The sequence below is a fragment of the Pseudoalteromonas sp. NS-SX12 genome (assembly GCF_057367955.1).
This window is the reverse complement of the sequence record NZ_CM170635.1, coordinates 541,120-566,069: the sequence shown is the minus strand read 5'-3', so window position 1 is coordinate 566,069 and position 24,950 is coordinate 541,120. Positions and strand designations below refer to the sequence as shown.

Annotated in this window: 22 protein-coding genes; 10 read left to right on the top strand and 12 right to left on the bottom strand. The window is 42.0% G+C overall.

The window, feature by feature from the left end:
• Nucleotides 1-193: 193 nt before the first annotated feature.
• Complete coding sequence (locus AC2IOM_RS16705; protein ID WP_486360502.1) at nt 194-1,510, bottom strand: Na+/H+ antiporter NhaC family protein; 1,317 nt, start codon at nt 1,508-1,510, stop codon at nt 194-196.
• Nucleotides 1,511-1,849: 339 nt separating this feature from the next.
• Here AC2IOM_RS16705 and dapB point away from each other — a divergent pair, with 339 nt between their 5' ends.
• The 6 genes from dapB (at nt 1,850) to AC2IOM_RS16675 (ending at nt 9,767) form a co-directional block, all read left to right on the top strand.
• Entirely contained in the window at nt 1,850-2,650 is an 801-nt protein-coding gene (gene dapB, locus AC2IOM_RS16700) for a 4-hydroxy-tetrahydrodipicolinate reductase (RefSeq protein ID WP_486360501.1), read from the top strand.
• Between the two features lie 217 nt (nt 2,651-2,867).
• Nucleotides 2,868-3,998, top strand: coding sequence for a glutamine-hydrolyzing carbamoyl-phosphate synthase small subunit (gene carA, locus AC2IOM_RS16695; protein WP_105172680.1), 1,131 nt, complete (start codon nt 2,868-2,870; stop codon nt 3,996-3,998).
• A gap of 17 nt (nt 3,999-4,015) precedes the next feature.
• Nucleotides 4,016-7,234: a carbamoyl-phosphate synthase large subunit gene (gene carB, locus AC2IOM_RS16690; RefSeq protein ID WP_138631479.1), complete on the top strand. Its 3,219-nt coding sequence runs from the start codon at nt 4,016-4,018 to the stop codon at nt 7,232-7,234.
• Between the two features lie 105 nt (nt 7,235-7,339).
• Nucleotides 7,340-7,816, top strand: coding sequence for a transcription elongation factor GreA (gene greA, locus AC2IOM_RS16685; RefSeq protein WP_010558849.1), 477 nt, complete (start codon nt 7,340-7,342; stop codon nt 7,814-7,816).
• 89 nt (nt 7,817-7,905) lie between these two features.
• Nucleotides 7,906-9,021, top strand: coding sequence for a tetratricopeptide repeat protein (locus AC2IOM_RS16680; protein WP_486360500.1), 1,116 nt, complete (start codon nt 7,906-7,908; stop codon nt 9,019-9,021).
• 53 nt (nt 9,022-9,074) lie between these two features.
• Complete coding sequence (locus AC2IOM_RS16675) at nt 9,075-9,767, top strand: potassium channel family protein (RefSeq protein WP_100915469.1); 693 nt, start codon at nt 9,075-9,077, stop codon at nt 9,765-9,767.
• On the opposite strand, the gene AC2IOM_RS16670 is transcribed toward AC2IOM_RS16675, so the two are convergent.
• From AC2IOM_RS16670 to AC2IOM_RS16660, 3 genes are all read right to left on the bottom strand, one after another.
• Entirely contained in the window at nt 9,764-11,554 is a 1,791-nt protein-coding gene (locus tag AC2IOM_RS16670) for a hypothetical protein (RefSeq protein ID WP_486360499.1), read from the bottom strand. The genes AC2IOM_RS16675 and AC2IOM_RS16670 overlap by 4 nt on opposite strands.
• A gap of 376 nt (nt 11,555-11,930) precedes the next feature.
• Nucleotides 11,931-15,089 (bottom strand): efflux RND transporter permease subunit, encoded by a 3,159-nt coding sequence (locus tag AC2IOM_RS16665; protein ID WP_486360498.1) that lies wholly within the window; start codon nt 15,087-15,089, stop codon nt 11,931-11,933.
• 3 nt (nt 15,090-15,092) lie between these two features.
• Entirely contained in the window at nt 15,093-16,292 is a 1,200-nt protein-coding gene (locus tag AC2IOM_RS16660; RefSeq protein ID WP_486360497.1) for an efflux RND transporter periplasmic adaptor subunit, read from the bottom strand.
• Nucleotides 16,293-16,529: 237 nt separating this feature from the next.
• Here AC2IOM_RS16660 and AC2IOM_RS16655 point away from each other — a divergent pair, with 237 nt between their 5' ends.
• Nucleotides 16,530-16,820: a YkgJ family cysteine cluster protein gene (locus AC2IOM_RS16655; protein ID WP_105172687.1), complete on the top strand. Its 291-nt coding sequence runs from the start codon at nt 16,530-16,532 to the stop codon at nt 16,818-16,820.
• A gap of 75 nt (nt 16,821-16,895) precedes the next feature.
• Here the strand turns inward: AC2IOM_RS16655 and AC2IOM_RS16650 are convergent, their stop codons facing one another.
• Nucleotides 16,896-17,459: a DUF4136 domain-containing protein gene (locus tag AC2IOM_RS16650; RefSeq protein ID WP_010558856.1), complete on the bottom strand. Its 564-nt coding sequence runs from the start codon at nt 17,457-17,459 to the stop codon at nt 16,896-16,898.
• Between the two features lie 132 nt (nt 17,460-17,591).
• On the opposite strand from AC2IOM_RS16650, the gene AC2IOM_RS16645 reads away from it, so the two are divergent.
• The 3 genes from AC2IOM_RS16645 to AC2IOM_RS16635 all read left to right on the top strand — a co-directional run bounded on the left by AC2IOM_RS16645 (nt 17,592) and on the right by AC2IOM_RS16635 (nt 20,543).
• A complete protein-coding gene (locus tag AC2IOM_RS16645) occupies nt 17,592-18,635 on the top strand; it encodes a PLP-dependent cysteine synthase family protein (RefSeq protein WP_486360496.1) in 1,044 nt (347 codons plus the stop codon).
• Between the two features lie 67 nt (nt 18,636-18,702).
• Nucleotides 18,703-20,061 (top strand): Na+/H+ antiporter NhaC family protein, encoded by a 1,359-nt coding sequence (locus tag AC2IOM_RS16640; RefSeq protein WP_336436005.1) that lies wholly within the window; start codon nt 18,703-18,705, stop codon nt 20,059-20,061.
• A gap of 131 nt (nt 20,062-20,192) precedes the next feature.
• Nucleotides 20,193-20,543 (top strand): VOC family protein, encoded by a 351-nt coding sequence (locus AC2IOM_RS16635; protein ID WP_105172690.1) that lies wholly within the window; start codon nt 20,193-20,195, stop codon nt 20,541-20,543.
• Nucleotides 20,544-20,611: 68 nt separating this feature from the next.
• On the opposite strand, the gene AC2IOM_RS16630 is transcribed toward AC2IOM_RS16635, so the two are convergent.
• The 7 genes from AC2IOM_RS16630 to AC2IOM_RS16600 all read right to left on the bottom strand — a co-directional run bounded on the left by AC2IOM_RS16630 (nt 20,612) and on the right by AC2IOM_RS16600 (nt 24,898).
• The gene (locus AC2IOM_RS16630; RefSeq protein ID WP_486360495.1) at nt 20,612-20,911 is read right to left on the bottom strand and encodes a DUF3088 family protein; all 300 of its coding nucleotides are present in this window, start codon (nt 20,909-20,911) and stop codon (nt 20,612-20,614) included.
• A 25-nt stretch (nt 20,912-20,936) separates the two neighbouring features.
• The gene (gene fos, locus AC2IOM_RS16625) at nt 20,937-21,335 is read right to left on the bottom strand and encodes a fosfomycin resistance glutathione transferase (RefSeq protein WP_486360494.1); all 399 of its coding nucleotides are present in this window, start codon (nt 21,333-21,335) and stop codon (nt 20,937-20,939) included.
• A 54-nt stretch (nt 21,336-21,389) separates the two neighbouring features.
• A complete protein-coding gene (locus AC2IOM_RS16620) occupies nt 21,390-22,178 on the bottom strand; it encodes a motility protein A (RefSeq protein WP_486360493.1) in 789 nt (262 codons plus the stop codon).
• 8 nt (nt 22,179-22,186) lie between these two features.
• Nucleotides 22,187-23,011, bottom strand: coding sequence for a flagellar motor protein MotB (locus AC2IOM_RS16615; protein ID WP_486360492.1), 825 nt, complete (start codon nt 23,009-23,011; stop codon nt 22,187-22,189).
• A gap of 20 nt (nt 23,012-23,031) precedes the next feature.
• Nucleotides 23,032-23,766 (bottom strand): hypothetical protein, encoded by a 735-nt coding sequence (locus AC2IOM_RS16610; RefSeq protein WP_486360491.1) that lies wholly within the window; start codon nt 23,764-23,766, stop codon nt 23,032-23,034.
• 12 nt (nt 23,767-23,778) lie between these two features.
• A complete protein-coding gene (locus AC2IOM_RS16605; RefSeq protein ID WP_010558865.1) occupies nt 23,779-24,114 on the bottom strand; it encodes a PadR family transcriptional regulator in 336 nt (111 codons plus the stop codon).
• A gap of 262 nt (nt 24,115-24,376) precedes the next feature.
• Entirely contained in the window at nt 24,377-24,898 is a 522-nt protein-coding gene (locus AC2IOM_RS16600) for an NADPH-dependent FMN reductase (RefSeq protein ID WP_138633498.1), read from the bottom strand.
• Between the last annotated feature and the right edge of the window lie 52 nt (nt 24,899-24,950).

The window sequence follows — 24,950 nt, the reverse complement described above, 5'->3', positions numbered from 1 at the left end:
CGATGTGCTTATGAAAAAAGCGGGAATAACAGAGGGTGTTTCAGTCTTAAAATAGCTTAGATTTTCCTTTTAACTCGGTAATAAGTAATAGAGTTTTTATTTAGAGGTTGCTCCCTTTGAGCGACAAGTACATTTTAAAGATTAAAAAAAGGCGCTCATTTGAGCGCCAAACACGGAATCGTTAAAAGCGAAACTAGGCTTCGTTGCGCTTATAAAAAGCAATTATTGCCAGCGCAACAAAGGCTAAAATAAAGCAATAGTAAGAGCTGGTTGCAACATCCCAAGGCGTAATATGGAAAGTTGCGCCAAGTAATAGTGCTTGTGCACCGTATGGCAAACTGCCTTGCATTACACAGGCGAAAATATCGAGCAAACTTGCTGAGCGTTTAGCCGGAATATTGCCGTCTTCAGCAAGCTTTTTCGCAATTGGGCCTGCGACAATAATTGATACTGTGTTGTTCGCAATGCATAAATTAGAAGTAAGTACTAACGCAGCAATACCAAACTGGTCGGCTACTTTACGATTCCATTTAGCAATAACAGCTGTGCCTTTTTGAATTTTGTGAGCGATATAATCAAGGCCACCATTTACACGAATAAACTCAGACAGGCCGCCAATAAACATCGACAACAAGAAAATTTCTTGCATGCCTTTAAAGCCCTCGTAAATGTCTTTAACAAATTGACCACCTTGGTAGTCACCAGTAAAGCCCATTAAACCGGCAAACACAATGCCACTAAACAGCACAACAAACACATTCAAGCCTGCGACCGCAAGCACTAAAATAAAGGCATAAGGTAATACTAATAATAAGTCGTAATCCTTAACATCAATGATTTCAGGTTCAGGCGTTAAAAAGGCTAACAGTAATACGGTTAACGCAGCGGCGGGTAAGGCAATTTTTAAATTCTCGCGGAATTTATCTTTCATTTCACAGCCTTGCGTGCGCGTAGCGGCAATCGTGGTATCTGAAATAATTGATAAGTTGTCGCCAAACATTGCACCTGACACCACCGTACCGGCAACAAGCGCAGGATCAAGCCCCGTTTTAACTGAGAGTGCATAGGCAATTGGACCAATGGCGCCTATGGTACCCATTGATGTACCCATTGCCGTTGATACCACTGCTGAGATTAAAAATAAGCCTGGCAATAAAAACGAAGGAGGTACTAAATCAAGACCTGCGTTTACCACAGCATCAACACCACCAGTCGCGCCTGCGACCGTTGAAAACGCACCAGCAAGCAGGTAAATCAAACACATAGTGATGATATTGTTGTGGCCCGCACCCTTTATAAAGGTGTCTACAGATTCGTTAATGGTTTTTTTATTGAGTAAAAATGCCAGTAAAATTGCAGGTAAAATCGCTACAGGCGCTGGCAATTGATAAAATGCATAATCAACGCCTTGCGACTGCAAATATAAACCCGCCCCTAAAAATAGGCCGACAAATGTAAGTAACGGCAGCAACGAGAGTTTTGCTGCGGTTTTGTTAATGTGCGTATCCATAAAAACCTCAAACGGAAACTTTGTAAGTTATTGCTAACAACAGGCAATAACTGAAATTTCTTCTTCTTATTCAGTTCTATTAGTTCCATGTTTTGCGCGTGAGCGCAAGTTTTAAGCGATATTGGCAAAAAAATAGAGTGAATAAAAATGGATGTGCGAATGTATAGATGTCTAGATGTTTTGTCAAATTGAACTTGTTATAATTGGCAAAGGAATAAAATTAACCGCTAAAAAATGCTAAGGTCGGCTTTCTTTAAAGGGTAATATCAAACAAACTTTATCCGAAATTATGAAAGCGTCAGGTTTAACGCATTTAACCGAACAAAAGTAGAGAAAATTATGACAAACATCGCAGTGTTTGGGGCGAATGGCCGAATGGGCCGCGCACTTTGTGAAGCAAGCATCAACAATGAGTCAACACAATTAGTATGTGCCGCAGTGCGCGCTAACAATGAATTACTTGGACAAGCCGTTAAGCATTTTATTAACCAAGGCGACAGCACAGTAACCTTCAGTGATGAAACTCGTGTAAGCGCTGACACTGACGTCATTATTGATTTCACACTACCTGTAGGCATGAAAAAACACTTAGCCTACGCGGTGGCACATAATATTCCAATGGTAATTGGCACGACCGGTTTAACCGCGGATGATATGGCGGAGCTTGAATCTGCTGCAAAATCAATCCCAATTGTTTTTTCTCGCAATTATTCAGTAGGAATCAATTTACTTGAGAACCTGGTTAAAACTGCGGCAAAAACGTTGGCAGACGATATTGATATCGAAATTTTCGAACTGCACCACAAACATAAAATTGATGCGCCGTCTGGCACGGCATTAATGATTGGTGAAGCCATTGCTGAGGCAAAAGGCTGGCAACACGATGAAGTTGCAGTTTTTGACCGATCAAAAGATGAGCAGGCGAAAAGTCAAAAAGAAATTGGCTATTCTGTGATGCGTGGCGGCGATATAGTTGGTGAACATACGGCTTATTTTGCGGCTGACGGCGAAAGACTCGAACTTACTCATAAAGCAAGCTCTCGAATGACCTTTGCTAAAGGCGCTGTAAGGGCTGCGGCTTGGTTACATAATAAACCAGTTGGACTTTATACTATGCAAGATGTGCTTGGTTTTAGGTAGATAACTGAATTTTTTGGCAGGTTAAAGTGAATTTTCTGTTAAACACGTTATTTTTAATTTTTTCTGATTTTTTATTAGACCTTTTTTCAGATTTCATCTAAAATACTTGGAATTTGCCAAAATTTTATAATCTAGCGCTTTCTCTAGGGCGTTAGGTCGATTGAACGGGTTGAATTTTACGCAAATTTTGCCCGTTTTTTACTGTTAGGAGGTCAACTTGTCTAAATCCGCTCTGTTAGTCCTTGAAGACGGCACGGTATTTCGCGGTACTGCCATTGGTGCTGAGGGTATCTCAGTTGGTGAAGTAGTTTTTAATACTTCAATGACTGGATATCAAGAAATTTTAACTGATCCATCTTACGCTGAACAAATTGTTACTTTAACTTACCCACATATCGGTAACACAGGTACCAATAGCGAAGATGAAGAAGCTTCAAAAATTTGGGCTAAAGGCCTAGTTATTCGCGACCTTCCGCTGCTTGCAAGCAACTTCCGTAATGAGCAATCATTAGATGAGTATCTTAAATCACGCAACATCCTAGGTATTGCTGATATTGATACGCGTAAGCTAACTCGTATTTTACGTGACAAAGGCGCACAAAACGGCTGTATCATCGCAGGTGATGTTGATGAAGCAAAAGCACTTGAAGCGGCAAAAGCATTCCCAGGCCTTAAAGGTATGGACCTTGCTAAAGTAGTGTGTACAAAAGAACAGTACACTTGGAACGAAACAAGTTGGACGTTAGGCGAAGGGTTTAAAACTCTGAGCGATGAAGATGCAAAATTCCACGTTGTGGCATATGACTTTGGTGTGAAACGTAACATTTTACGTATGTTAGTTGACCGCGGTTGTAAGTTAACTGTCGTACCAGCACAAACCCCAGCTGCTGACGTACTTGCACTTAACCCAGATGGCATCTTCTTATCAAATGGCCCTGGTGACCCAGCGCCGTGTACTTATGCAATTGAAGCAATAAAAACTTTCCTTGAAACAGACACGCCAATCTTTGGTATTTGTTTAGGTCATCAGTTACTGGCGTTAGCGTCAGGTGCTCAGACAGTAAAAATGAAATTTGGTCACCACGGTGGTAACCACCCGGTTAAAGACCTAGACCGCGATGTGGTAATGATCACTGCGCAAAACCACGGTTTCGCAGCGGACCAAGACACACTTCCTGAAAATTTACGTGCAACGCACGTTTCATTATTCGACGGCACATTACAAGGTATTCACCGCACTGATAAGCCAGCGTTTAGCTTCCAAGGTCACCCTGAAGCGAGCCCAGGTCCTCACGATGCAGCACCGTTATTTGACCATTTCATCGACTTAATGCAAGAACGTAAATAATTAGGACTGAGACTAAAATGCCAAAACGTAATGACATAAAAAGTATTTTAATTTTAGGTGCAGGTCCGATTGTTATCGGTCAGGCATGTGAATTCGATTATTCAGGCGCACAGGCGTGTAAAGCACTAAGAGAAGAAGGTTACCGCGTAATCTTAGTAAACTCTAACCCTGCTACTATCATGACTGACCCAGAAATGGCTGATGCAACTTACATCGAGCCAATTCACTGGGAAGTAGTTGAGCGCATTATCGAAAAAGAAAAGCCAGATGCAGTACTACCGACTATGGGTGGTCAAACTGCGCTTAACTGTGCACTTGATTTAGACAAGCATGGCGTACTTGCAAAGCATGGCGTTGAGTTAATCGGTGCAACTGCTGATGCAATCGACAAAGCAGAAAACCGTGAGCGTTTTGATGCGGCAATGAAGGCGATTGGCCTTGAATGTCCTCGCGCAGAAATTGCACACTCAATGGATGAAGCACGTGACACGCTAACGCGTATCGGCTTCCCATGTATTATTCGTCCTTCTTTCACTATGGGTGGTACCGGTGGTGGTGTTGCTTACAACATGGAAGAGTTCGAAGAAATCTGTACGCGTGGTCTTGACCTTTCACCTACAAGCGAGCTTCTTATTGATGAAAGCTTACTAGGTTGGAAAGAGTACGAGATGGAAGTGGTTCGTGACAAAAACGACAACTGTATCATCGTATGTTCAATCGAGAACTTCGACCCAATGGGTGTTCACACAGGTGACTCAATCACAGTAGCGCCAGCACAAACGCTCACTGATAAAGAATACCAGCTAATGCGTAACGCATCGATGGCGGTTCTTCGTGAAATCGGTGTTGAAACAGGTGGTTCAAACGTACAGTTTGGTGTTAACCCTGCTGATGGCCGTATGGTTATCATCGAAATGAACCCACGTGTATCACGTTCATCTGCACTTGCATCAAAAGCAACAGGTTTCCCAATTGCAAAAATCGCTGCAAAATTAGCAGTAGGTTACACGCTAGACGAGCTTCAAAACGACATTACGGGTGGCGCAACACCTGCATCGTTCGAGCCGTCAATCGACTACGTTGTAACTAAGATCCCGCGTTTCAACTTCGAAAAATTCGCAGGTTCTAACGATCGTCTAACGACTCAGATGAAGTCGGTAGGTGAAGTTATGGCAATCGGCCGTAACCAACAAGAATCATTACACAAAGCACTTCGCGGCTTAGAAGTTGGTGCAACGGGTTTCAACCCAATCGTTGCGCTTGACGACCCGAACGCGAAAGAAAAAATCGTACGTGAATTACGTGAGCCAGGTGCGGAGCGTATTTGGTACGTTGCTGATGCAATGCGTCATGGTATGAGTGTTGAAGACGTATTCGAACTGACTAAGATTGACCGTTGGTACTTAGTACAAATCGAAGACATCATCAAAGACGAAGCAAAAATCGTTGAAGGCGGCATGGCTGGTCTTAACAAAGACTTCCTACGTAGCTTAAAGCGTAAAGGTTTTGCGGATGCACGTATCGCTGAACTACTTGGTGTTAGCGAAGCTGAAGTACGTAAAAAGCGTCATACGCTTGAAGTATTACCAGTTTACAAGCGCGTAGATACCTGTGCGGCAGAATTTAGCTCAGACACAGCTTACATGTATTCATCGTACGATGAAGAGTGTGAAGCGAACCCGTCTGACAAAGACAAGATCATGGTTATCGGCGGTGGCCCTAACCGTATCGGTCAAGGTATTGAATTCGATTACTGTTGTGTACACGCAGCGCTTGCGATGCGTGAAGATGGTTACGAAACGATTATGGTTAACTGTAACCCTGAGACAGTTTCTACTGACTACGACACATCGGACCGTTTATTCTTCGAGCCAATCACGCTAGAAGACGTATTAGAAATCGTACGTGTTGAGAAGCCAAAAGGCGTAATCGTGCAGTACGGTGGTCAAACACCACTTAAGCTTGCGCGTGAACTTGAAGCGAACGGCGTGCCAATCATTGGTACTTCGCCAGATGCAATCGACCGTGCAGAAGACCGTGAGCGCTTCCAACAAATGGTTGAGCGTTTAGACCTACTTCAGCCTGAAAACGCAACAGTTACTTCACTAGAAGAAGCGGTAGCTAAATCTGCTGAAATCGGCTTCCCACTCGTTGTACGTCCTTCATATGTACTGGGTGGTCGTGCGATGGAAATCGTATACGACGAAGACGATTTACGCCGCTACATGACAGAAGCTGTATCTGCGTCAAACGAAGCACCAGTACTTCTTGACCGTTTCCTAGATGACGCAATCGAAATCGACGTAGATGCTATCTGTGACGGTGAGCAAGTGATCATCGGTGGTATCATGGAACACATCGAACAAGCAGGTGTTCACTCAGGTGACTCAGCATGTTCACTACCAGCATACTCACTAAGCCCTGAAATCCAAGACCGCATGCGTGACCAAGTAACTCGCATGGCATTAGAGCTTGGCGTTGTTGGCTTAATGAATACGCAGTTTGCTGTTAAAGATGGCGAAGTATACTTAATTGAAGTAAACCCACGTGCTGCACGTACTGTCCCTTTTGTGTCAAAAGCAACAGGTGTTGCACTTGCTAAAGTAGCTGCACGTTGTATGGCGGGTCAGTCTCTTGCAAGCCAAGGCGTAACGAAAGAAATCATTCCTCCATACTACAGCGTAAAAGAAGTAGTACTTCCGTTCGCTAAATTCCCTGGCGTTGACCCAATGCGTGGTCCTGAAATGCGTTCAACAGGTGAAGTTATGGGTGTGGGTGACACATTCGCTGACGCATTTGCTAAAGCACAGCTTGGTGCAGGTAACGTAATGCCACGTGGTGGTCGTGCGTTACTATCTGTTCGTAACAGCGATAAAAAGCGTATTGTTGAATTAGCACGTACCATGCGTGATTTAGGCTTTGAGCTTGACGCAACTGGCGGCACAGCAAAAGCACTTGAAGAAGCAGGCATTGAAGCGCGTCGTGTAAACAAAGTTTACGAAGGTCGTCCTCATATTCTTGACCGTATCAAGAATGGTGAGTACAGCTACATTGTAAACACCACTGAAGGTCGTCAAGCGATTGAAGATTCTAAAGTACTTCGTCGTGGTGCTCTGCAAGGTAAAGTAAACTACACAACAACGCTTAATGCCGCATTTGCTAACTGTAAAGCACATGCTGCTGATGACCGTTCAACGGTATCGTCCGTACAAGAGCTACACAAGCGTGTAAATTAATTGCCCCGTCTATATTTTTTGATATAGACTAAGACAATTAAAGTAGAAATGATAAAAAGCCCGGTTAATCCGGGCTTTTATTGTGAAAGAGTTCTAGGAAGAATAATGCAACAAACACCAATGACAGTACGTGGTGAACAATTACTGCGTGACGAGTTAAATGAATTAAAAACGGTACGCCGTCCTAAAATTGTCGCTGATATTGCAGAAGCGCGTGAACACGGTGACCTAAAAGAAAATGCTGAATACCACGCAGCGCGTGAAGAGCAAGGTTTTTGTGAAGGCCGTATTCAAGAGATTGAAGCAAAACTTTCAACGGTTCAAATCATTGACGTTACTAAAATGCAAAATAACGGCAAAGTGATTTTCGGTGCAACTGTTACTATCGTTAACGTTGATACCGACGAAGAAACAACTTATCGCATCGTTGGTGATGATGAAGCAGACATTAAAAATAATCTGATTTCATTTAACTCACCAATTGCTCGTGGTTTAATCGGTAAAGAAATCGATGATGCAGTAACAATCAAAACCCCAAATGGTGCGGTTGAGTACGAAATCACAGAAGTAGAATACATCTAACTTATAAAAGCTCGGTTATTACCGAGCTTTTTTGTTTTAGCGTTATGAAAATACATTTCCTGTTTTGCTTGCTACTTTTAACGCCATTTATGGCTGTTAAAGCCCAGTACACGCCCCAGTTTGATAATGAATGCACCCGTGCGTTTAACGATGCGGATTATATAAACGCGCGCTATAAATGTGCCGAATTAGCAGAAGATGATAACGCAGAAGCAAATTTTATCTTGGCAACCTTGTACGCTAAAGGACATGGGGTTGTTAAAAACAAACAAAAAGCACTCGAATACTTAACCCTTGCCGATGAACAAGGTCACGCGGAGGCAACGTTTAATCTTGCCCTTACGTTTGAACTTGGAAAAGTTGTTGGCGTTGATGTTGAAAAGCGTAAGCGCTTGGCGTTTGATTATTATTTGAAAGCAGCGCGTAATGGCTCGATTAATGCGCAGCGTAAATTGGCGAGTCGCTATAGCAATGAGACGAGTGTTGTTTATCAACCGGAGAAAGCAGCCCAGTGGTTAACTGCGGCTGTTGAACAGGGTGATAATAAAGCCAAATTAGAATTAGGCGCGCTTTATTTGAAAGGCGAGGGCGTTTCTAAAGATCAAGCACGGGGCTTGGCACTTATCAAAGGATCTGCTGATGCAGGATATGATAAAGCGCAATTTATTTATGCCACACTGATTTTTAAAACTGAGCCACAAGAAAGTATTGGTTATTACCAAAGTGCCGCCAAACAAGGCAATGGTTTTGCAGCGCATAACTTGGCGTCGTTACACTTTAATGGCGAATACCTAGCGCAAGATAAAAACAAAGCCCATGAATACGCGCTAATGGCCCTTAAGCAAGGTGTGCCTCAAGCGGAAATGTTCCTTATTAACGAGCATAGCAATCAATCTGCTGCAGCACATCAAACCAGCACTCGTTCGCACGATGCATTGACCTTTGAGCCACCACAACCAAGTCAAAATTTAAGTGGGTTTGTTTTACAGTTTGGTAAATATGCAGAACGTGAAAATGCATTAAGAGTGGCGCAACAGCTTGATTGTAAGGTTGTTGAGCTGGCAGGTTTTTATTATGCCATTAACTTTGATTTTGCGACATATGCCGCGGCTAAAAAACGCGCTCAGCAGTTAGTGCAAACGTATAATATTGCGATGCCTTATATACGTGTTGCAAGTGACTTTAATTTTGCAGCAAAATTCTAGTTAAACAACGCGCCTATAGACCGTTTATTGTATCAACGCTCAAAGGAATTAATATGAGCCAACGAGATAACTTTCTTTATCTAACCATCGCCTTAACTCTGCTACTGTTTGGTACAGCCCTGTGTCACCAATTTTTCAGCAGTAAAATGCAACATATGATGCAATCGTGCACCATGTTTACTTTGGTGATTTCGGTGTGGGGCGTAGATTCAAGCAATCAATTGTTTAAATATAAGATGTTGTTTCCGTTTGTGATTATCGCATTTTCTTGGCTGACTTTGTTTATTGATAGTGTGATGGGCGATAATGTCACATTGGGCTTAATGCTTGTTTTCTTTACATTTACTGCAATTAAAACGGCAAAGCAGGTGCTGTTTTCAGGTGTTGTAGACGGTAACAAAATTCTTGGCGCAATTTGCCTCTATTTTATGATGGGGATTATTTGGGCGATTATTTATAGCCTTATCCATATTAACTTTATGCCAGCTTTTAATAACGTACCTTCGACCATCAAGTGGTTCGCGCTATTTCCAGAGTTTATTTATTTCTCCTTTGTTACGTTAACCACGCTGGGTTTTGGTGATATTGCCCCTAATATTCCAATTTCTAGGGTGTTTGTGTATTTTGAAGCAGTGGTAGGGCAGCTATACCTCACAATATTAGTTGCCAGTTTAGTTGGTTCACGACTAAATATAATGCACCAAAATCATCTTTCGATGACAAAAAAACACGATAATGACGCTTAGTGTGCGTCGCTTACGCCCTGACATTGTATTACTTTGAGTGAACCTGCTTTTTCAGCGGCTAATTCGGGGTGTAACTCTATTAGCTTTTGGTAAATTTCCGGTAAGGTCAGCTTAATGCGGTACACTTCGTCTAGGTGGCGCGCTTTTAGTTTTGCACCGTTGTTAATAAGTGCATCGACAACACTAATCCATTGATCTGATGCACGGTTTTCTTTTAAAAAATGTAACATTTTCAGTAGCGGATCCGGATGGCGCTCGCTGTGTTGCTGCACATAACCACGATTTATTAATTCGACGGTTAGGCTTGGATTGATAAACATCAGGTTATACACCACACTTTCACCACGTTGATTTGGCTTATCGATATTGCCCATGCGATCAAGCATACGCAGTGCATCTTCGCTGTTAAGGCGCTGAATTACGGCAACGGCATTGGCATCTTTCGGATAAAGCCCTTGCGTGACTAGCGCATCAATGATTGCGACACGTTGACTATGCATCGGCCTTGAATAAATTAATAAATACGCAAGTTCACGTTCGAACTCAGGCTTTTTAGCAAGGTATTCATGGATCAAGGTAAGATCTGCTCGTTTTACCTGCTCTGCATTATTTAGATTACTAAGGTCGATACCCGCCGCTAAAAACTGAGCTGATAATTCAGAAAATAACGCCAACATGCCAATCTCTTTAGCTTGTTCTGACAGCAAACGATCGCAACTCGGGTGGTCATAATCAAGGGTCGATGCATCTACATACGTAACATTTATTTGGCTGTCGATTTCGGCCACATCGTAAAGCTGACAAACATTTTGTTCACTGAGACTCAGTTTTTCTTTTTCGATAATATTTGCGATACGGGTTTTTAATTCATCACTTTCAACAACTGGTTTTGCGCTAACCGTCGCACCTTTGATTATCTCGGCGAACTGCTTGTTGAGACCGCCAATGCGCGCTAGCACAATGGACTTTGTTTCCTCACTGTCTAATTGTTCAATCAGCAATAAACGAGATAGCACTTTATTGGCAACATCGGGCGTTAATCCGCTTAGCAAATAAGATAGTTGGTGTGACGTAATCAATTTGTTTGGAACAGGGTTAAGTGAGTAGTAACTATCGTAAAGTAACAGTAATTGATCAAAATCGGGCTTGGGGTTATCAATATTGATTGCTTGTAAAAATGCTTGTTGCAGTATATCGGCTGCGATATCAGGGTAACGCTCTGCTTGTTCGCGATAGCTTTCTATAAAGTCGTTTTTAATCGCGTGCTGACGCCATTTTAAAAAGTGTAAACGGTGTTTATTTTTCGCATAATCATTAAAGGTTAATTCATTGAGGTATTGTTGGCTTTTACTCAAATTACTTTCGTTAAACGATGAGACCAGTTTTAAGTCTCGCTTAAAACGCTGTGCGGCGTCTTTTGATACTGTTGTTTCAAGTGCATGAATTATGGTTTGTGGATTTTGCCCTTGTAGTTTCCAAGCGACAGCAAGCGTACTTAAATAACCTTTTTTGTCACGCTCAAATTTGGCAATGTAGCGTGTTTGGTCCTTGCAATAACTATTTTTAGCTGAATCTTCCGCTATCGCAGTTTTTGTGTGTGTTTGTGCTTTTTCGGGGACGGTTTTTACCTGTTCCAGTATTATTTCATCGGTAATCGGTGTGTTAGGTAAAGCGTGATCAACTTCTGGTGTAGGCAGTGAATAAAAGTTGGCGAACCATATAAGTGCGCCAAATAGCACAATAATTAAGGTTATTACGCTGTACTTTTTTACCACATTCTCTTCCATAAATCGTTAATTTGCAGTCTGACGGGTGCTGTGTTTCCAAGTACAACTGTTAGTATCACCTAGATGACAGCACCTTTACCGACAGTATAAGGAATATTTTTATTATTTAAACTTTTATACTAATTCACTTAAGTAGCTAATCATCCTAGCGGGCTAAATATCATGCTAACTACGTTAGAATTTATCAATGTAGAACAACTACATAAGAAAAATTCCGCCTTGTTACCATTTCATTTATCCAGCGCTATCCCTGATCACATACTTAACAGAATTGGTATTATGAGCTGTTGAATGATCAAAATACGTTTAACAAAATTAGTATTTAGTAAATAAAAAGCCCACAACAGGTGTGGGCTTTGGTTGGTTAGACAAGTAATCAGATTTTTACAGTAGCGTCGTCATCAATGTCTGATTGAGAAATTTCCTTTTTCTCTTTGCCTCGTCTAAAAAGACCTTTTATATCTTCAAGTGCAACGTATTGGCATGGGATCAGCACTAAGGTGATCACCGTTGCGAATAACACACCAAATGCGAGTGATACTGCCATTGGCACCACAAGTTGTGCTTGTAAGCTAGTTTCACTCAAAATTGGAATAAGACCAATAAATGTTGTTGCTGAAGTCAGTAAGATAGCGCGGAAGCGTTTACAACCAGCGTCAACCACCGCATCTTTAATGGCAACACCTTGCTTACGAGCGTTGTTAACAAAGTCCACCATAACCAGCGAATCATTTACTACCACACCTGCTGCGGCAATAATACCGAACATCGACAGGGCACTCATGGTCATGCCAAGGACCATATGGCCGAACATTGCGCCAATGATACCAAATGGAATAACCGACATAATTAACAGCGGCTGCGAGTATGAGCGCAGTGGAATTGCCAGCAAGCTGTAAATCACCATTAATGAGATAATGAAGTTCTTAATTTGCTCCATCATTGAGTCCATTTCCTCTTGCACGCGACCTGTTAAATTGGTGCTAATACCTGGGAACTTCTCAAGTAATGTTGGGATGTACTCTTCACGAATATCTTCTGCGACTTTAAACGGTTCAACTTGCTCTGCATCAATGCTGGCCCATACATTAATTGTACGGCGCGCATTTTCACGGCGAATGCGGCTTACACCTTCAACCAATTTTACTTCAGCGACTTCTGATAGCAGTACCTCAGCACCTTGTGGTGTGATAATGCGTACATCGTGAATACGGCTGATTGCGTTACGTTCTTGCTCTGGGTAGCGGATCATCACGCGTACCTCTTCGCCGTCACGTAAAATACGTTGTGCTTCTAAGCCGTAAAAACTAAAGCTTACTTGAGACGCAACATCCGCTAAGGTTAAGCCTAAGCTGTAGGCAACTGGTTTCAGTTCAAACTGCACTTCATCGGTCGCCGTTTGCATTGAATCATTTACATCGCCCACACCTTTAATGGTATTTAGATGTGTTTTTAACTCTGCGGCAGCTAAACGCAGCTCTTCCATATCTTTGCCTTCAAGGCGGAAACTAATATCGCCGTCGTCACGTTGGTTACCACCAATGCTGTCGCGTATATTTAGGTTTTTAACTGCGGCAAAGTCAGGCATTTTACTACGCCAGCGATCGGCAAGTTCAAAGGTATCCATCGGACGCAGTTCTGGGTCAACTAGTTTTGCCATAATTTCAGCATTGGTACGGCCTTCTAAGCGTACTGAGATTGCTTCAATCATTTTTTGACCGTGCTCTTGTTCAATTAGCTTGTCTTCGTTCAAAATCAATTGCTCAATTTTCAACGCCGTATCAAGCGTTGTGCGCTCGGCAGTTGCTTGTTCCATCTCAATGTTGATATTAGCGAAATCGTGCGGCACTTTAGGGTTGGCAACAAATTTAACAAAGCCACCTGCAAATAGGCCTCCACTAATAATCATTAAGCCAACGAAAGCGAAAATAACCGGGTAGCGGAACTCAATAAATTTAACAATCATTGGGCGGTAGCTGTTATCAATAAAGCGTTTTAAACCACCATCTAACCCTTCACGCATACGGTGTAGTGGGTTTTTAGGGTTATGTGGCTTTAATTTCATTTTTGCTAAGTGAGCAGGCAAAATCAGCTTTGATTCAATCAGTGAAAAGATTAAGCATAAAATGATTACACCACCAATGGATTTTGATACCGCAGCTTCTGGGCCGCTATCTAGCATCATTGGTAAGAATGCCGCAATGGTGGTGAGTACACCAAAGGTTGCAGGCACTGCCACGCGTTTTACGCCGCGAATAACGTTATCGGTTGAGTGGCCGTGTTTTTCAATTTCACTGTGTGCTGATTCACCGATGACAATGGCGTCATCCACCACGATGCCGAGTACCAGAATAAAGGCAAATAGCGACATAATATTAATGGTGATATCAAGGCCGCCAAGTGGCATAACTAACAATGCGCCTAAGAACGACACAGGTAATCCCATCATTACCCAAAACGCCAGTTTAATGCGAAGGAATAATGCTAAGCTCAGGATAACCAACAAGCCACCCCATGCCATATTTTCAATCATCATGTTTAAACGACCTTCAAGGTAATAGGTCATATCAACAAATGATTCTAACGTTACGCCTTCAGGCAGCTCTTTTGCTTTCTTTTCTAAGTAGGTGTTAATTGTTGCAGCAACTTTTGTGATGTCTTGATCTTCTGACGCACCAATAAAGAAGGTACGCGAGTTGTCGCCATTAAATTTAGAAAATTGAATGCCTTCTTGAAAGCCATCGTTAACTGTTGCAACGTCACCAAGTAAAATCTGGCTGCCGTCGGCTAAGCTAACAAGCGGGAGTTTTTCAAACTCTTTGCCGCGATAGGCTTGGTTTTCAACACGCATTGAAATGTAGCCGTTTTCAGCACGAATTTGACCTGCCGACATATTAGCTGACGATGCACGCACTGCATTGGCAACATCTCTAAAAGTTAGACCGTATTCACGCAGTTTGTCAGGGCTAATTTCTATGCCAATTTCATAGTTTAAGCCACTGTAGTACTCGGCAATATTAATGCCGGGTAATGCTAATAGTTCATCATGAATTTTGTAGCCTAAATCTTTTAGTTCGCGTTGCGAAAGCGGGCCATGTAGCGATAAAAACATCACTTCCTGACGGTACTTTTCTTTGGCAACAATAGGGCGTTCCATACCATCTGGGAAGGTTGAGATGGAGTCGATTTGCATCTTAACTTCATCAAGTACTTCTTTGGCATCGTAACTTTCGTCAATTCGGATCCACGATTGCGAGAAGCCGCGATTAGAGTAGGTGATAAGGCGTTCTATGCCTTGCATTCCCTCTAATGCTTCTTCAATTTTCATGGTTATGCCTTCTTCTACCTCTTGGGCGGCAGCGCCAGGGTAGGCAACTTGAACTGACATCCAGTTAATTTCAAATTGCGGGAACATTTGTTTGCGAATGGTCATAGCGGTAAATAAACCACCGACCAAAATAATGATCATTAGCAGGTTTGCAGCAACAGGGTTGCGAGTAAACCATGCAATGATACCTTTATTTGTATCAATCATGGTTTAGTCCTCGTTTTTCATCGCAAGTTCTGCAACAGGCTTTGCAGGCTTGATATCGCTTGCAAGTACTGCGTTGGCAAGTTTCATCCCTACTTTAGGGCGCTTAATATTAGACGCGATAATTTGCTCATTATCGCCTAAGTCGCCTTTAACAATTAAATCACGGCCCTCTTCACGCAGTACTTCAACGCTGCGATATGCCAGCACGCCGTCTTCTAACACGGCAACTTTACCATCTTTAACAAGGTGTGACTTAACACGGCTTACGCCTTCAATTGATAAGCCTGAAATTGCCGCATTTACATAAGAACCATAACGCAATGGCGTATTGTTAGATTCTAAACCATATGGATCTTTAATTTCTGCGACTAAATAAGACATTCGGCTTTTGTTATCCACTTGGCCTTCGCTACGTACAATTTTTGCTTGCCAATGGTGTAGTTTGCCTTGGTAATTTGTAACAAGATCAACCTCAGCGTTTAAACCGCCTTGCATTAAGAATTGTAATTCTTTATCCGCAACAGGCAGGCGCACTTCGGCAAAATCGGTGCTACTTAATTCGCCGATTGGGCTTCCTGAATTTACTACTGAGCCAAGGGCCACTGAGCGTGCGGTAATAATTGCGTCGTAAGGTGCTTTGATGTAAGTACGCTCAAGGTTGCGTTTTGCACGTTTAACACCGGCTTCTGCCGCACGGTAGCGCGCTACTTTTTCCGCAAGTTGTGGTTTACGCAAATAAAGTTCGGTTGGCACAAATTCGTTTTTGGCACTTTCTTTAATACGTTCCCATTCGGATTCGGCAACGCGTTTTTGTGCTCGTTCTAATTCAAGTGCTGCGCGCGCTTGCGCGAGACTTGCTTCTGCTTCTGTCAGCGCTGCTTCGTAATCGTTTGGATCGATACGGGCAATCACTTCGCCTTGCTTTACAAAGCCACCTTTAACAAAGGCATTTGAAATTTCAGTTACTTGGCCGGTTACTTGCGCAGTAAGTGAGGTTTGATACTTAGGGTTAACTAACCCGTAAGAATTAACGTTTAGTGTGATGGTTTCAACACTGTTATCTTCAACGACAACAACTGGAATTGAATCTTTTTCTTCTTTTTTTTCCGGTGGCTTTTTCATTGCACCTAAACCTGCTGCAACGCCAACTGACCCTAGCAAAACAGCTAGGGTGATCCCGGTGAGTTTTAATTTGCTCGCCATTGTAAATCCCTACATTTTTCTATTGATGACGACGTTACTATAGAGAAGAGAATGTTTACGAAGATGAGCTAGATGTAACAAACTATGTGTGATTTTTGATAATGATTTTTAATACGCTTATAAGTGTATGAAATACCTAGTTTCTAAATGTTATCTAAAGATAACCTAAAAACATGTTTTGTTACACTTTACCAGGCCGTTGGTACTTGAAGTGACGCTATCGCAAGCCTAGGCAGAATGTTTTATAATGCGAGCCGAGAAACAAAAGGGGTTTTAAACGTGGAGTGTCGATTAGGATGTGGTGCGTGCTGCATTGCGCCAAGTATTTCATCATCAATACCGGGTATGCCAATGGGTAAACCTGCGGGTGTGCGTTGTGTGCAACTGGACGAAAATAACTTATGTCGATTATTTGGAGATAAAACCCGCCCTAAAGTCTGTTTAGACTTTAAGCCGACACATGATGTGTGTGGTGACACCAATGACGATGCAATGAAGATTATTAGCTATCTTGAAGGTGCAACCTAATTTCGCTTTCACCAATTGGGCATGCCCTTAATAACAAAAAAGCCATCATTGATGGCTTTTTTGTGTCCGCTTACCCTACATTAATTCAGGCGGGAAGTTTGATAGAATTTCAGCGATCAGCTCGTTGGCTGCTTTTGTACGTTGTTCTGGCGATTGATTTTTAGTTAACTTACCGCCTTTTGCACCGCGCCAAACAAGGGCTTTTTCGTTGCGATCAATAACATCTAACACCAGCGTACCTACTTCATATTCGCGAGTTGATGTATGGGTTTCCATTCCTACACCCCAGTAACCCCAGCGCGCGCTGTACGGGTAACCCATACCGGTATTGTATGAAATGGTGTCGGTACTAATTTTCTTTTCAACTGATGCGTGGTAGTTAATCAGTACGTCAGCTGAGTCGGTTGATGTTTGGGTAAAGCCTTTCGCTTTTAATTCTCGTGCAACTGCTGCACGCACACGTTGTTCCATTAGCGGGCTAATTTGGTAATTAGTGGTGTTTTTAGCAAGATCGGCGTTATCAACAAAGGCAAATGTTTTATAGTTTGCAAAATTTGCTGTGCGGTCATAGTCCCAATCAGGGGTTTTTGCACAGGCAGCTAACAGTAACACGCCACATGCGATTAGTAGGTTTTTCATAATCAAGCTCCTTGGCCAGCTAACGAAGTTGTGTTTTGTTTAAGAAAGATAACATAGATTTTAGGAACTGTAATCTCTATGCTAATGGTAAGACTACAGTTTTTATCTTAATAGACAATGAATAGGGATAAAATGAATAACAATTGGACAAAACAGGCATTTGCTAAAATTGCCGCCGATTATACCCGCTCTGCGGATACCCATTTAATTCCATTTAATTTAACGGCATTTCCTCATATTGAGTTTTATTTAAAAGATGAAAGCACGCACCCAACAGGCTCACTAAAGCATCGTTTAGCACGTTCATTGTTTTTATATGCGCTTAGCAACGGTTGGATCAATGAAAATACACCGATTATTGAATCTTCAAGCGGTTCAACGGCGGTTTCTGAGGCTTATTTCGCAAAATTACTCGGTTTACCCTTTATTGCAGTTATGGCAAAAACCACAGCGAAAGAGAAAATAAAGCAAATTGAGTTTTATGGTGGAAAATGCCATTTAGTTGAAAATACCACACAGATTTATGCCGAATCACAACGTTTAGCAGATGAGCTTGGTGGCCATTACATGGACCAATTTACCTATGCTGAGCGGGCAACCGATTGGCGTGGTAATAACAATATTGCTGAGAGTATTTTTTCACAAATGGCTAAAGAGCCAAACCCTATTCCACGCTGGATAGTGATGAGTCCAGGTACCGGTGGTACATCGGCAACAATAGGTCGTTACGTGCGCTATCAAGGTGTTGATACACAGTTGTTGGTAGTAGACCCAGATAACTCGGTATTTTATGACTTTTATAAAAATGGTGATAACACGCTGACAAATCAAACGGGTAGTCGCATTGAAGGCATTGGTCGCCCGCGAGTAGAGCCCTCATTTGTACCCGGTGTGATTGACGATATGTTAAAAGTGCCTGACGGACAAAGTATTGCAGCGATGATGTGGCTAACCAATTTACTCGGTCGAAAAGTTGGCCCTTCAACAGGCACTAATCTTGTTGGCATGTTACACCTAGCAAAACAAATGCATGAAGCAGGGCAGTCGGGCTCTATCGTAAGTTTGATTTGTGATAGTGGCGAGCGTTATTTAAATACCTATCACGATAACGATTGGCAACACGCGCATATTCCGATAGATGCTAACTATCAAAATTGGCTTAGTGCCTTGGTTTAGAGCATTTTTTTGCAATTATGTTTTTAACTGTTCAAAATAAGCCGCTTATTGCGTGCTGAGAATAATAATGAACGATTCAATTTATACCATTATCCCGCCGATTGTGGCGATATTAGTTGCCATTTGGCGCAAAAGTGCAATTCAAGCCCTAGTAGTTGGGTTAGTACTTACATACTTTATGTCATCAAATTTTGCGCCATTAACAAGTGTCAGCGCGATGACTACAGGGGTGATTGATGTCGCAACATCCACCTATAACCAACGCATTATTATATTTAGTTTATTGATTGGTGCGGTGCTTGCGCTGGTAAATGCCAGTGGTGGTGTGGCTGGCTTTATTAACGCGCTGAATAAAAAGCATTGGGTTGATAACGATAGAAAAGCAGCGATGGTTCCGACTTTGATCGGGTCGTCCATTTTTACCGATACTAATTTAAGTATGTTTACCGCGGGTCTTGCGTCACAAAGTATTTTTGATAAATACAAATTATCGCGTGCGCGTCTTGCTTTTATTCTCGATTCTACCTGTTCGCCAATTAGTATTCTATTGCTGATTAATGGCTGGGGCGCATACATTTTAGGCTTGCTTGATGGATATAATTTATCGGATGAAGTGGGCGTTTTGATCAGCACCATAGGTTATAATTTTTATCCCATTATCGTTATTTGTGTGGTGTATTACACGGCGTTAAGCGGACGCGTGTTTGGCCCTTTAAAAGCAGCCAGCAGCAAGGTCGAATCAAAATTTGAACAAAATGATACGATTGGCAAAGCGCGATACCTTGTTATTCCGATGCTTGGCATTATTTTTATTACCTTGGGTTTACTTTATTACACTGGTGATGGAGATTTACGTCGCGGCAGTGGTTCGTTTTCAGTGCTTTGGGCCGTGGTGACGAGTTACCTTGTACTTGTGTTGATGTTGTTACTTGATAAGGTATTTTCAATTAAACATCTGCTATCGCACAGCCTGAAAGGTATTAAAAACTTAGTGCCAGCGGTTGCGGTGTTAGTGTTGTCGTTTGCCTTTGGCGATGCGGTAAAAGCCTTTGGCACAGGCACTTACGTTAGCGGCCTTATGAGCTCTGAAGTATCAATGCTTTGGATTGCACCGTTACTGTTTATTACTGCAGGTATTATGGCATTTGCTACGGGCACATCGTGGGGAACCTTTGCCATTTTATTCCCAATTGCCCTACCTATTGCGTTACAAACAGGCATTGAGCCGGCGTTTCTATTAGCAGCCGTTTTGGGCGGCGGGGTATTTGGCGATCACGCTTCACCAATTTCAGATTCGACCATAGTGGCGTCTATCGCCAGTGGGTGCGATCATATTGAGCACGTGAAAACCCAGTTACCGTATTGTTTGGTGATTGCTGCAATCAGTTTATTACTGTACGTTGTGGTAGGCAGTTTTATAATTTGATTTGGATTTGGCATAACAAATTATCAAGCGAGAAGGTTTAAACCAATAAATCTATCTATGACAAATTGGTAGTTAACGTATTAAGCCAAGTTCAGGTTATTTAGTATTTTTAGCGAAGACACGGAGGCCGTATGCAACACGAAAAAATAAACTATCTTGAGTTTCCAGCCAGCGACTTATCACAGGTAAAAGCCTTTTTTAATGCGGTTTTTGCCTTTGAATTTACCGACTACGGGCCTGAATATACCGCGTTTAATAATGCCGGTATTGATGGTGGCTTTTATTTAAGTGACAACGCTATGACGGTAGCTAAAGGCTCAGCATTAGTGGTGTTTTACAGTGCAAATTTGGCTGAAACTCAAGACAAAATTACCGCAGCTGGCGGTAAAATTGTAGTGGAAACGTTTGAGTTTCCAGGTGGAAAACGTTTTCACTTTAGCGATCCTTGTGGCAACGAATTTGCTGTGTGGAGCGATAAATAACGCACTAACTCTATAAATAACGAGGCATACTTAAATCAAATAACGTGTGCCTCGTTTTTGTATCTTATTTATGGATGCGCCGCAGCGCCACCAAACTCGCTCGCTAGATGGTTGATAATAGCTACTGGATCGGTGATGGTACGCTTGTTTTCTAGAATAAGTACTGGCAACCACTGATTTTCTTCGCCAAGTAATTCAACCACTTGCTGTCTTGGTTTAGCAAATTCAATGCGGCGAATATCCAGGTGTTGTTGCCAATGCGGATTAAACTGTAGTGCACCCTCTATCATCGCACAATGAGAGCATACCCACATTTTTCCAGGTCCATCTTCAAATGGCATAGTTAAAATAAATAAAATTGGTTTCAATGTTTACTCCATTAAATCTGAACGTTTATAACCATTCAAGGTTATCGTAAGGGCGTAGTTTGAGTGCTTGCAGGCGCGTTTTCAACGAGCCGACATGCACTTCTAATTGGTGACCATCGGGGTCTAAAAAGTAAAGCGAGTCGCCTTCACTTTTATTATTCTTCCAAAGAGGAATATTGTGCTCTGTTATCTGCGTTCTGAAGCTATCAAAGTCCGCTTTAGCAATATCAAATGCAATGTGCGAATAGTCAGTTCGTGTTGAAGGTGTATCAACACTTAGGCAAAACCATAAATCGCCTACAGATAAGTATGCTCCGTGTTGCCATTTCACATGCCCTTTGAAACCGAGTACATCGATGTAAAACTCAAGGGAGCGAGCTAAATCGCTCACCGCAATAGTGATATGATTTAAGCCTAAAATCATTGTTGGGCAACCTAAAACTGTTTTTGTTATCAGCGATTTACTATAGCAAAATGATTATTGGCTGGCGCTAGTTTTTTCATCAACAAAGCTTGCATTAGATATTAAATCTTCACCTAAGTAGCCAGCTAACAAATTCATCATGGTTTTTGGGTTATCCCCTTTGGCAATATGCATCACACCATCACGCACTAAACACATATGATGCTTTATCTCTTCTGCGCGTTCGCCCAGTTTATTAGCAAAAGGACCAGTGATGCCATTGGCAATCAATGCGCCATATAGAGTCGTTAATAACGCGACTGACATTTGCGGCCCGATGGTTTTTGGATCGTCCATTGCAATTAGCATCGCAACTAAGCCAATTAATGTACCTATCATGCCCATAGCAGGTGCAAGTTCGGTAAAACTGTTCATTACTTTAATGGCATCGTTGTTATTTTGGCGAGTATGCAAAATATCGCGATTCATTGTAAATTCAATGGCTTCAGGGTTATGACCATCGACCAGTAAGTTAATTGCTTTAGCCATAAACGGGTCGTTTATCGGTTTTTCTTCTAACCCTAAAAAGCCACTTTTACGGGCAATTTCAGCTAATTCAACGAGTTCATCCATGGTGTTGAAGAGATCGGGCGTGGTTTTAGAAAATACCCATTTAATGTGTTTTATTGCAGCGATAAATTTAGATAAGCGATAACTTAGCATTACCGCACCTAAGGTGCCGCCAAGTACAATGCAAATAGACGATAGATTTGCGTATGCCTCTGGTGCTGCGCCGCTGGCAAAAATGCCAAAAATCAGCGCTAAAATGATGATTGAAAGGCCAAAGCCACTTGCTGAATCCATGGGTTTTCCTAAAAAGACTGAGAAGGTTGAAGTTCGACCGCGTTTCCTTGCGAAATTGCAATTTCAACGCGGCGATTTTTAGCTCTATTTTGTTGCGATGTGTTGGGCAGCAAAGGCTTGGTATCGGCGTAAGCCGCTATATGCAAGCGGTTACTGTTAAGCTGATTTGAACCGAGTAAGGCTTGCAGCACGGCATTCGCCCGCTTTGATGATAACTCCCAGTTATTGGCATGCAGTTCATTACTTACGTGCAAGTCATCACTGTGCCCAGATACGGAAATTTGCCCCGGAATACGCGCGAGTTGCTCAGCTATAGTCGTTAAAACGGGTTTGAATCGCGGTTGCAAAAAGCTTGAACCAGACGGAAAACTGCCGCGCTCGTTTAATCGAATAATCAGTTGCTGCCCAAGCATTTCAAGTTCAATTAGTTCGTTGTCAATTTCGCTTTTAAGCAAGTGCTCTAAGGTTTCTTTTAACTTTAGATTGATTTTAGCTACATAACTTTCAGTTTTTTGCGTTTGTAAGTCACGTTGTTCATTTTCAGTTGTAAGCTGTTGCACAGACTGTATTGGCGTGGGTTCTGGTTTTCCTGGTGAAAACTCGGTAGCGATAACCGATGTGCCTTTAGGTATATCTTCTAACATTACTTCTGATTGCACACCAAAGGCTTTTTTCATTGAGCCCGCAATGTGTTTAAACTTTTCGACATCCATCACTGAATAAGATAACAGCAATACAAAAAAGCACATCAGAAGCGACATTAAATCAGCAAACGTCGTCATCCAATTAGGCGCACCTTTGGCTTTTTCATCTACAAATTCGTGGTTTTCCATGACGATACTTCTTGCGTTATTTAACTGTTGGATTGCCAGACTTTGTTGTGTTCGACGTGTAAGCGTTTCGCAATAAAATAACAGCTTGGCAGCACTAAATAGAACACATTGAGCAACATACAAGCCAGTACAGGGCCGGTTTGCGTTGCCGCGTAATCTTGATTGCTAAGTAAATACATACCGTACAAGTAGGGCACACACACCATTAATAAAGACGCTATGCAAAGTAGTCGCATTGATGCGGTTTTACTTAAATAACGAATAGCAAAGAGGGATACTGTCGCCATCATCACAGCCGGAACATCAATAAACAGTTTTATAAACGACCAAATGCCATCATCGACACTTTTCATCACATATTCAGGTGTGCCTGACCAAAATGCCCCTTCGAGCAAGGCGAGGTGGATATTGCCATTTAACAGTGAGTGCCAAAAACCGTCACTAAAGCCATCAACGTTATCCATGCTACTTAACCACATTACCAAGAGGGCAATAATTGTAAAAATGGTAAGTCCGATACTAAAAGTAACGCCTTTAATAACATTCGCGTTAGTAACTAGGCGATGAAATGCCGTTTGACCTGAAAGATAGGTTTGATGCCAAAACCAGCAATTTGCAACCGATGGGTTTTGCGTTTGCAGTAGAGAATACTCTTCGTACAAGTCGCCTAATAGGGCATTTTGATGGTGTTTTGGTGTAAAGCGCGCAATTAGCCAAGCAGCGAGCTTAGGTGGATTTACATTGTTTTTAGCCATGGTGTTCACCGTTTATACTTCAAAGGGCTGATTTGGCACGTGCTGCCAAAGGGTATCCATAGCATCTTTTGCCCGCTGTAACGCTTTTAATCCATCATTCGTTACTTTAAAAAAACGCTTTGGGCGACCGCCGCGCTCAGGCGTTGCCTCGCCAAGTTTTGATGACACTAGGCCCTTTTTTTCAAGCCGTTCAAGGGTGGCGTAAAGTGCACCCAAAGCAACGGTGCGTTTAATTTGTTGGTCTAAAAGTTGACGAATAGCCGCGCCATAAGCGTTCTCTTTTAGTTGTAATAAGGCAAGCAAAACCATTTGTTCAAACTCACCTAAAAATTTATCACTTTTACCCACAAACCACCTATGGACACTATCAAGGCTTAATTTACTACAAAATAGTTTTTTAAACTGAAAGATGCAAATGGTTTTTACTATTTTGTAGTAAAAAATGGCAAGCGAGCTAAAAGCGTGGTTTTAAAAGTAACGTGACTTTGGGTTAGAAGTTGAAAAATTACTTCAGAGTATCAAACGCTCAGCATAAAAAAACAGGTGCAATGCACCTGTTGAAGGGGAGGGTGTTTTAACCTCACAATAAAACGTAAGTGTTACGTTTTAATTAACCAAGCTGCGCCATAACAGTTGCAAGTTCATCTGCAAGTTCATCATTGGTAATTTGACCTTTTTCTACATCAAAGTTATCGAAAAAGCTTGGTAGTGAAAAACTACCTTTAACGTCCATCGCAAAAAAACCTGCAGAGCCTGTTGCTGCGCCTAATACACTTTGTGCGCCGCCAGGACCTGGAGATGATGCCATTAATACAACTGGCTTATCTTGGTACACTTTCATATTAATTCGTGATGTCCAATCGAATAGGTTTTTATACGCCGCCGTGTAAGAACCGTTATGCTCAGCAAATGAAATTACAACGGCATCTGCGTCGCCAATTTTTTTGTAAAAGGTTTGTGCTTGCTCTGGAATGCCACCTTGTTGTTCACGATCTTGGCTGTAAATTGGCATTTCAAAGTCGTTTAAATCTAAAATCTCAACTTCTGCATCTACTAATGATGATGCGTATTGTACTAGTTGCTTGTTAATTGATTGGCTATTGTTTGTTGCTGCGAATGCTAATAATTTCATAATGCTCTCCGACACGAATTCTAATTAAGTAGTTACCTTGACTTGTTGAATA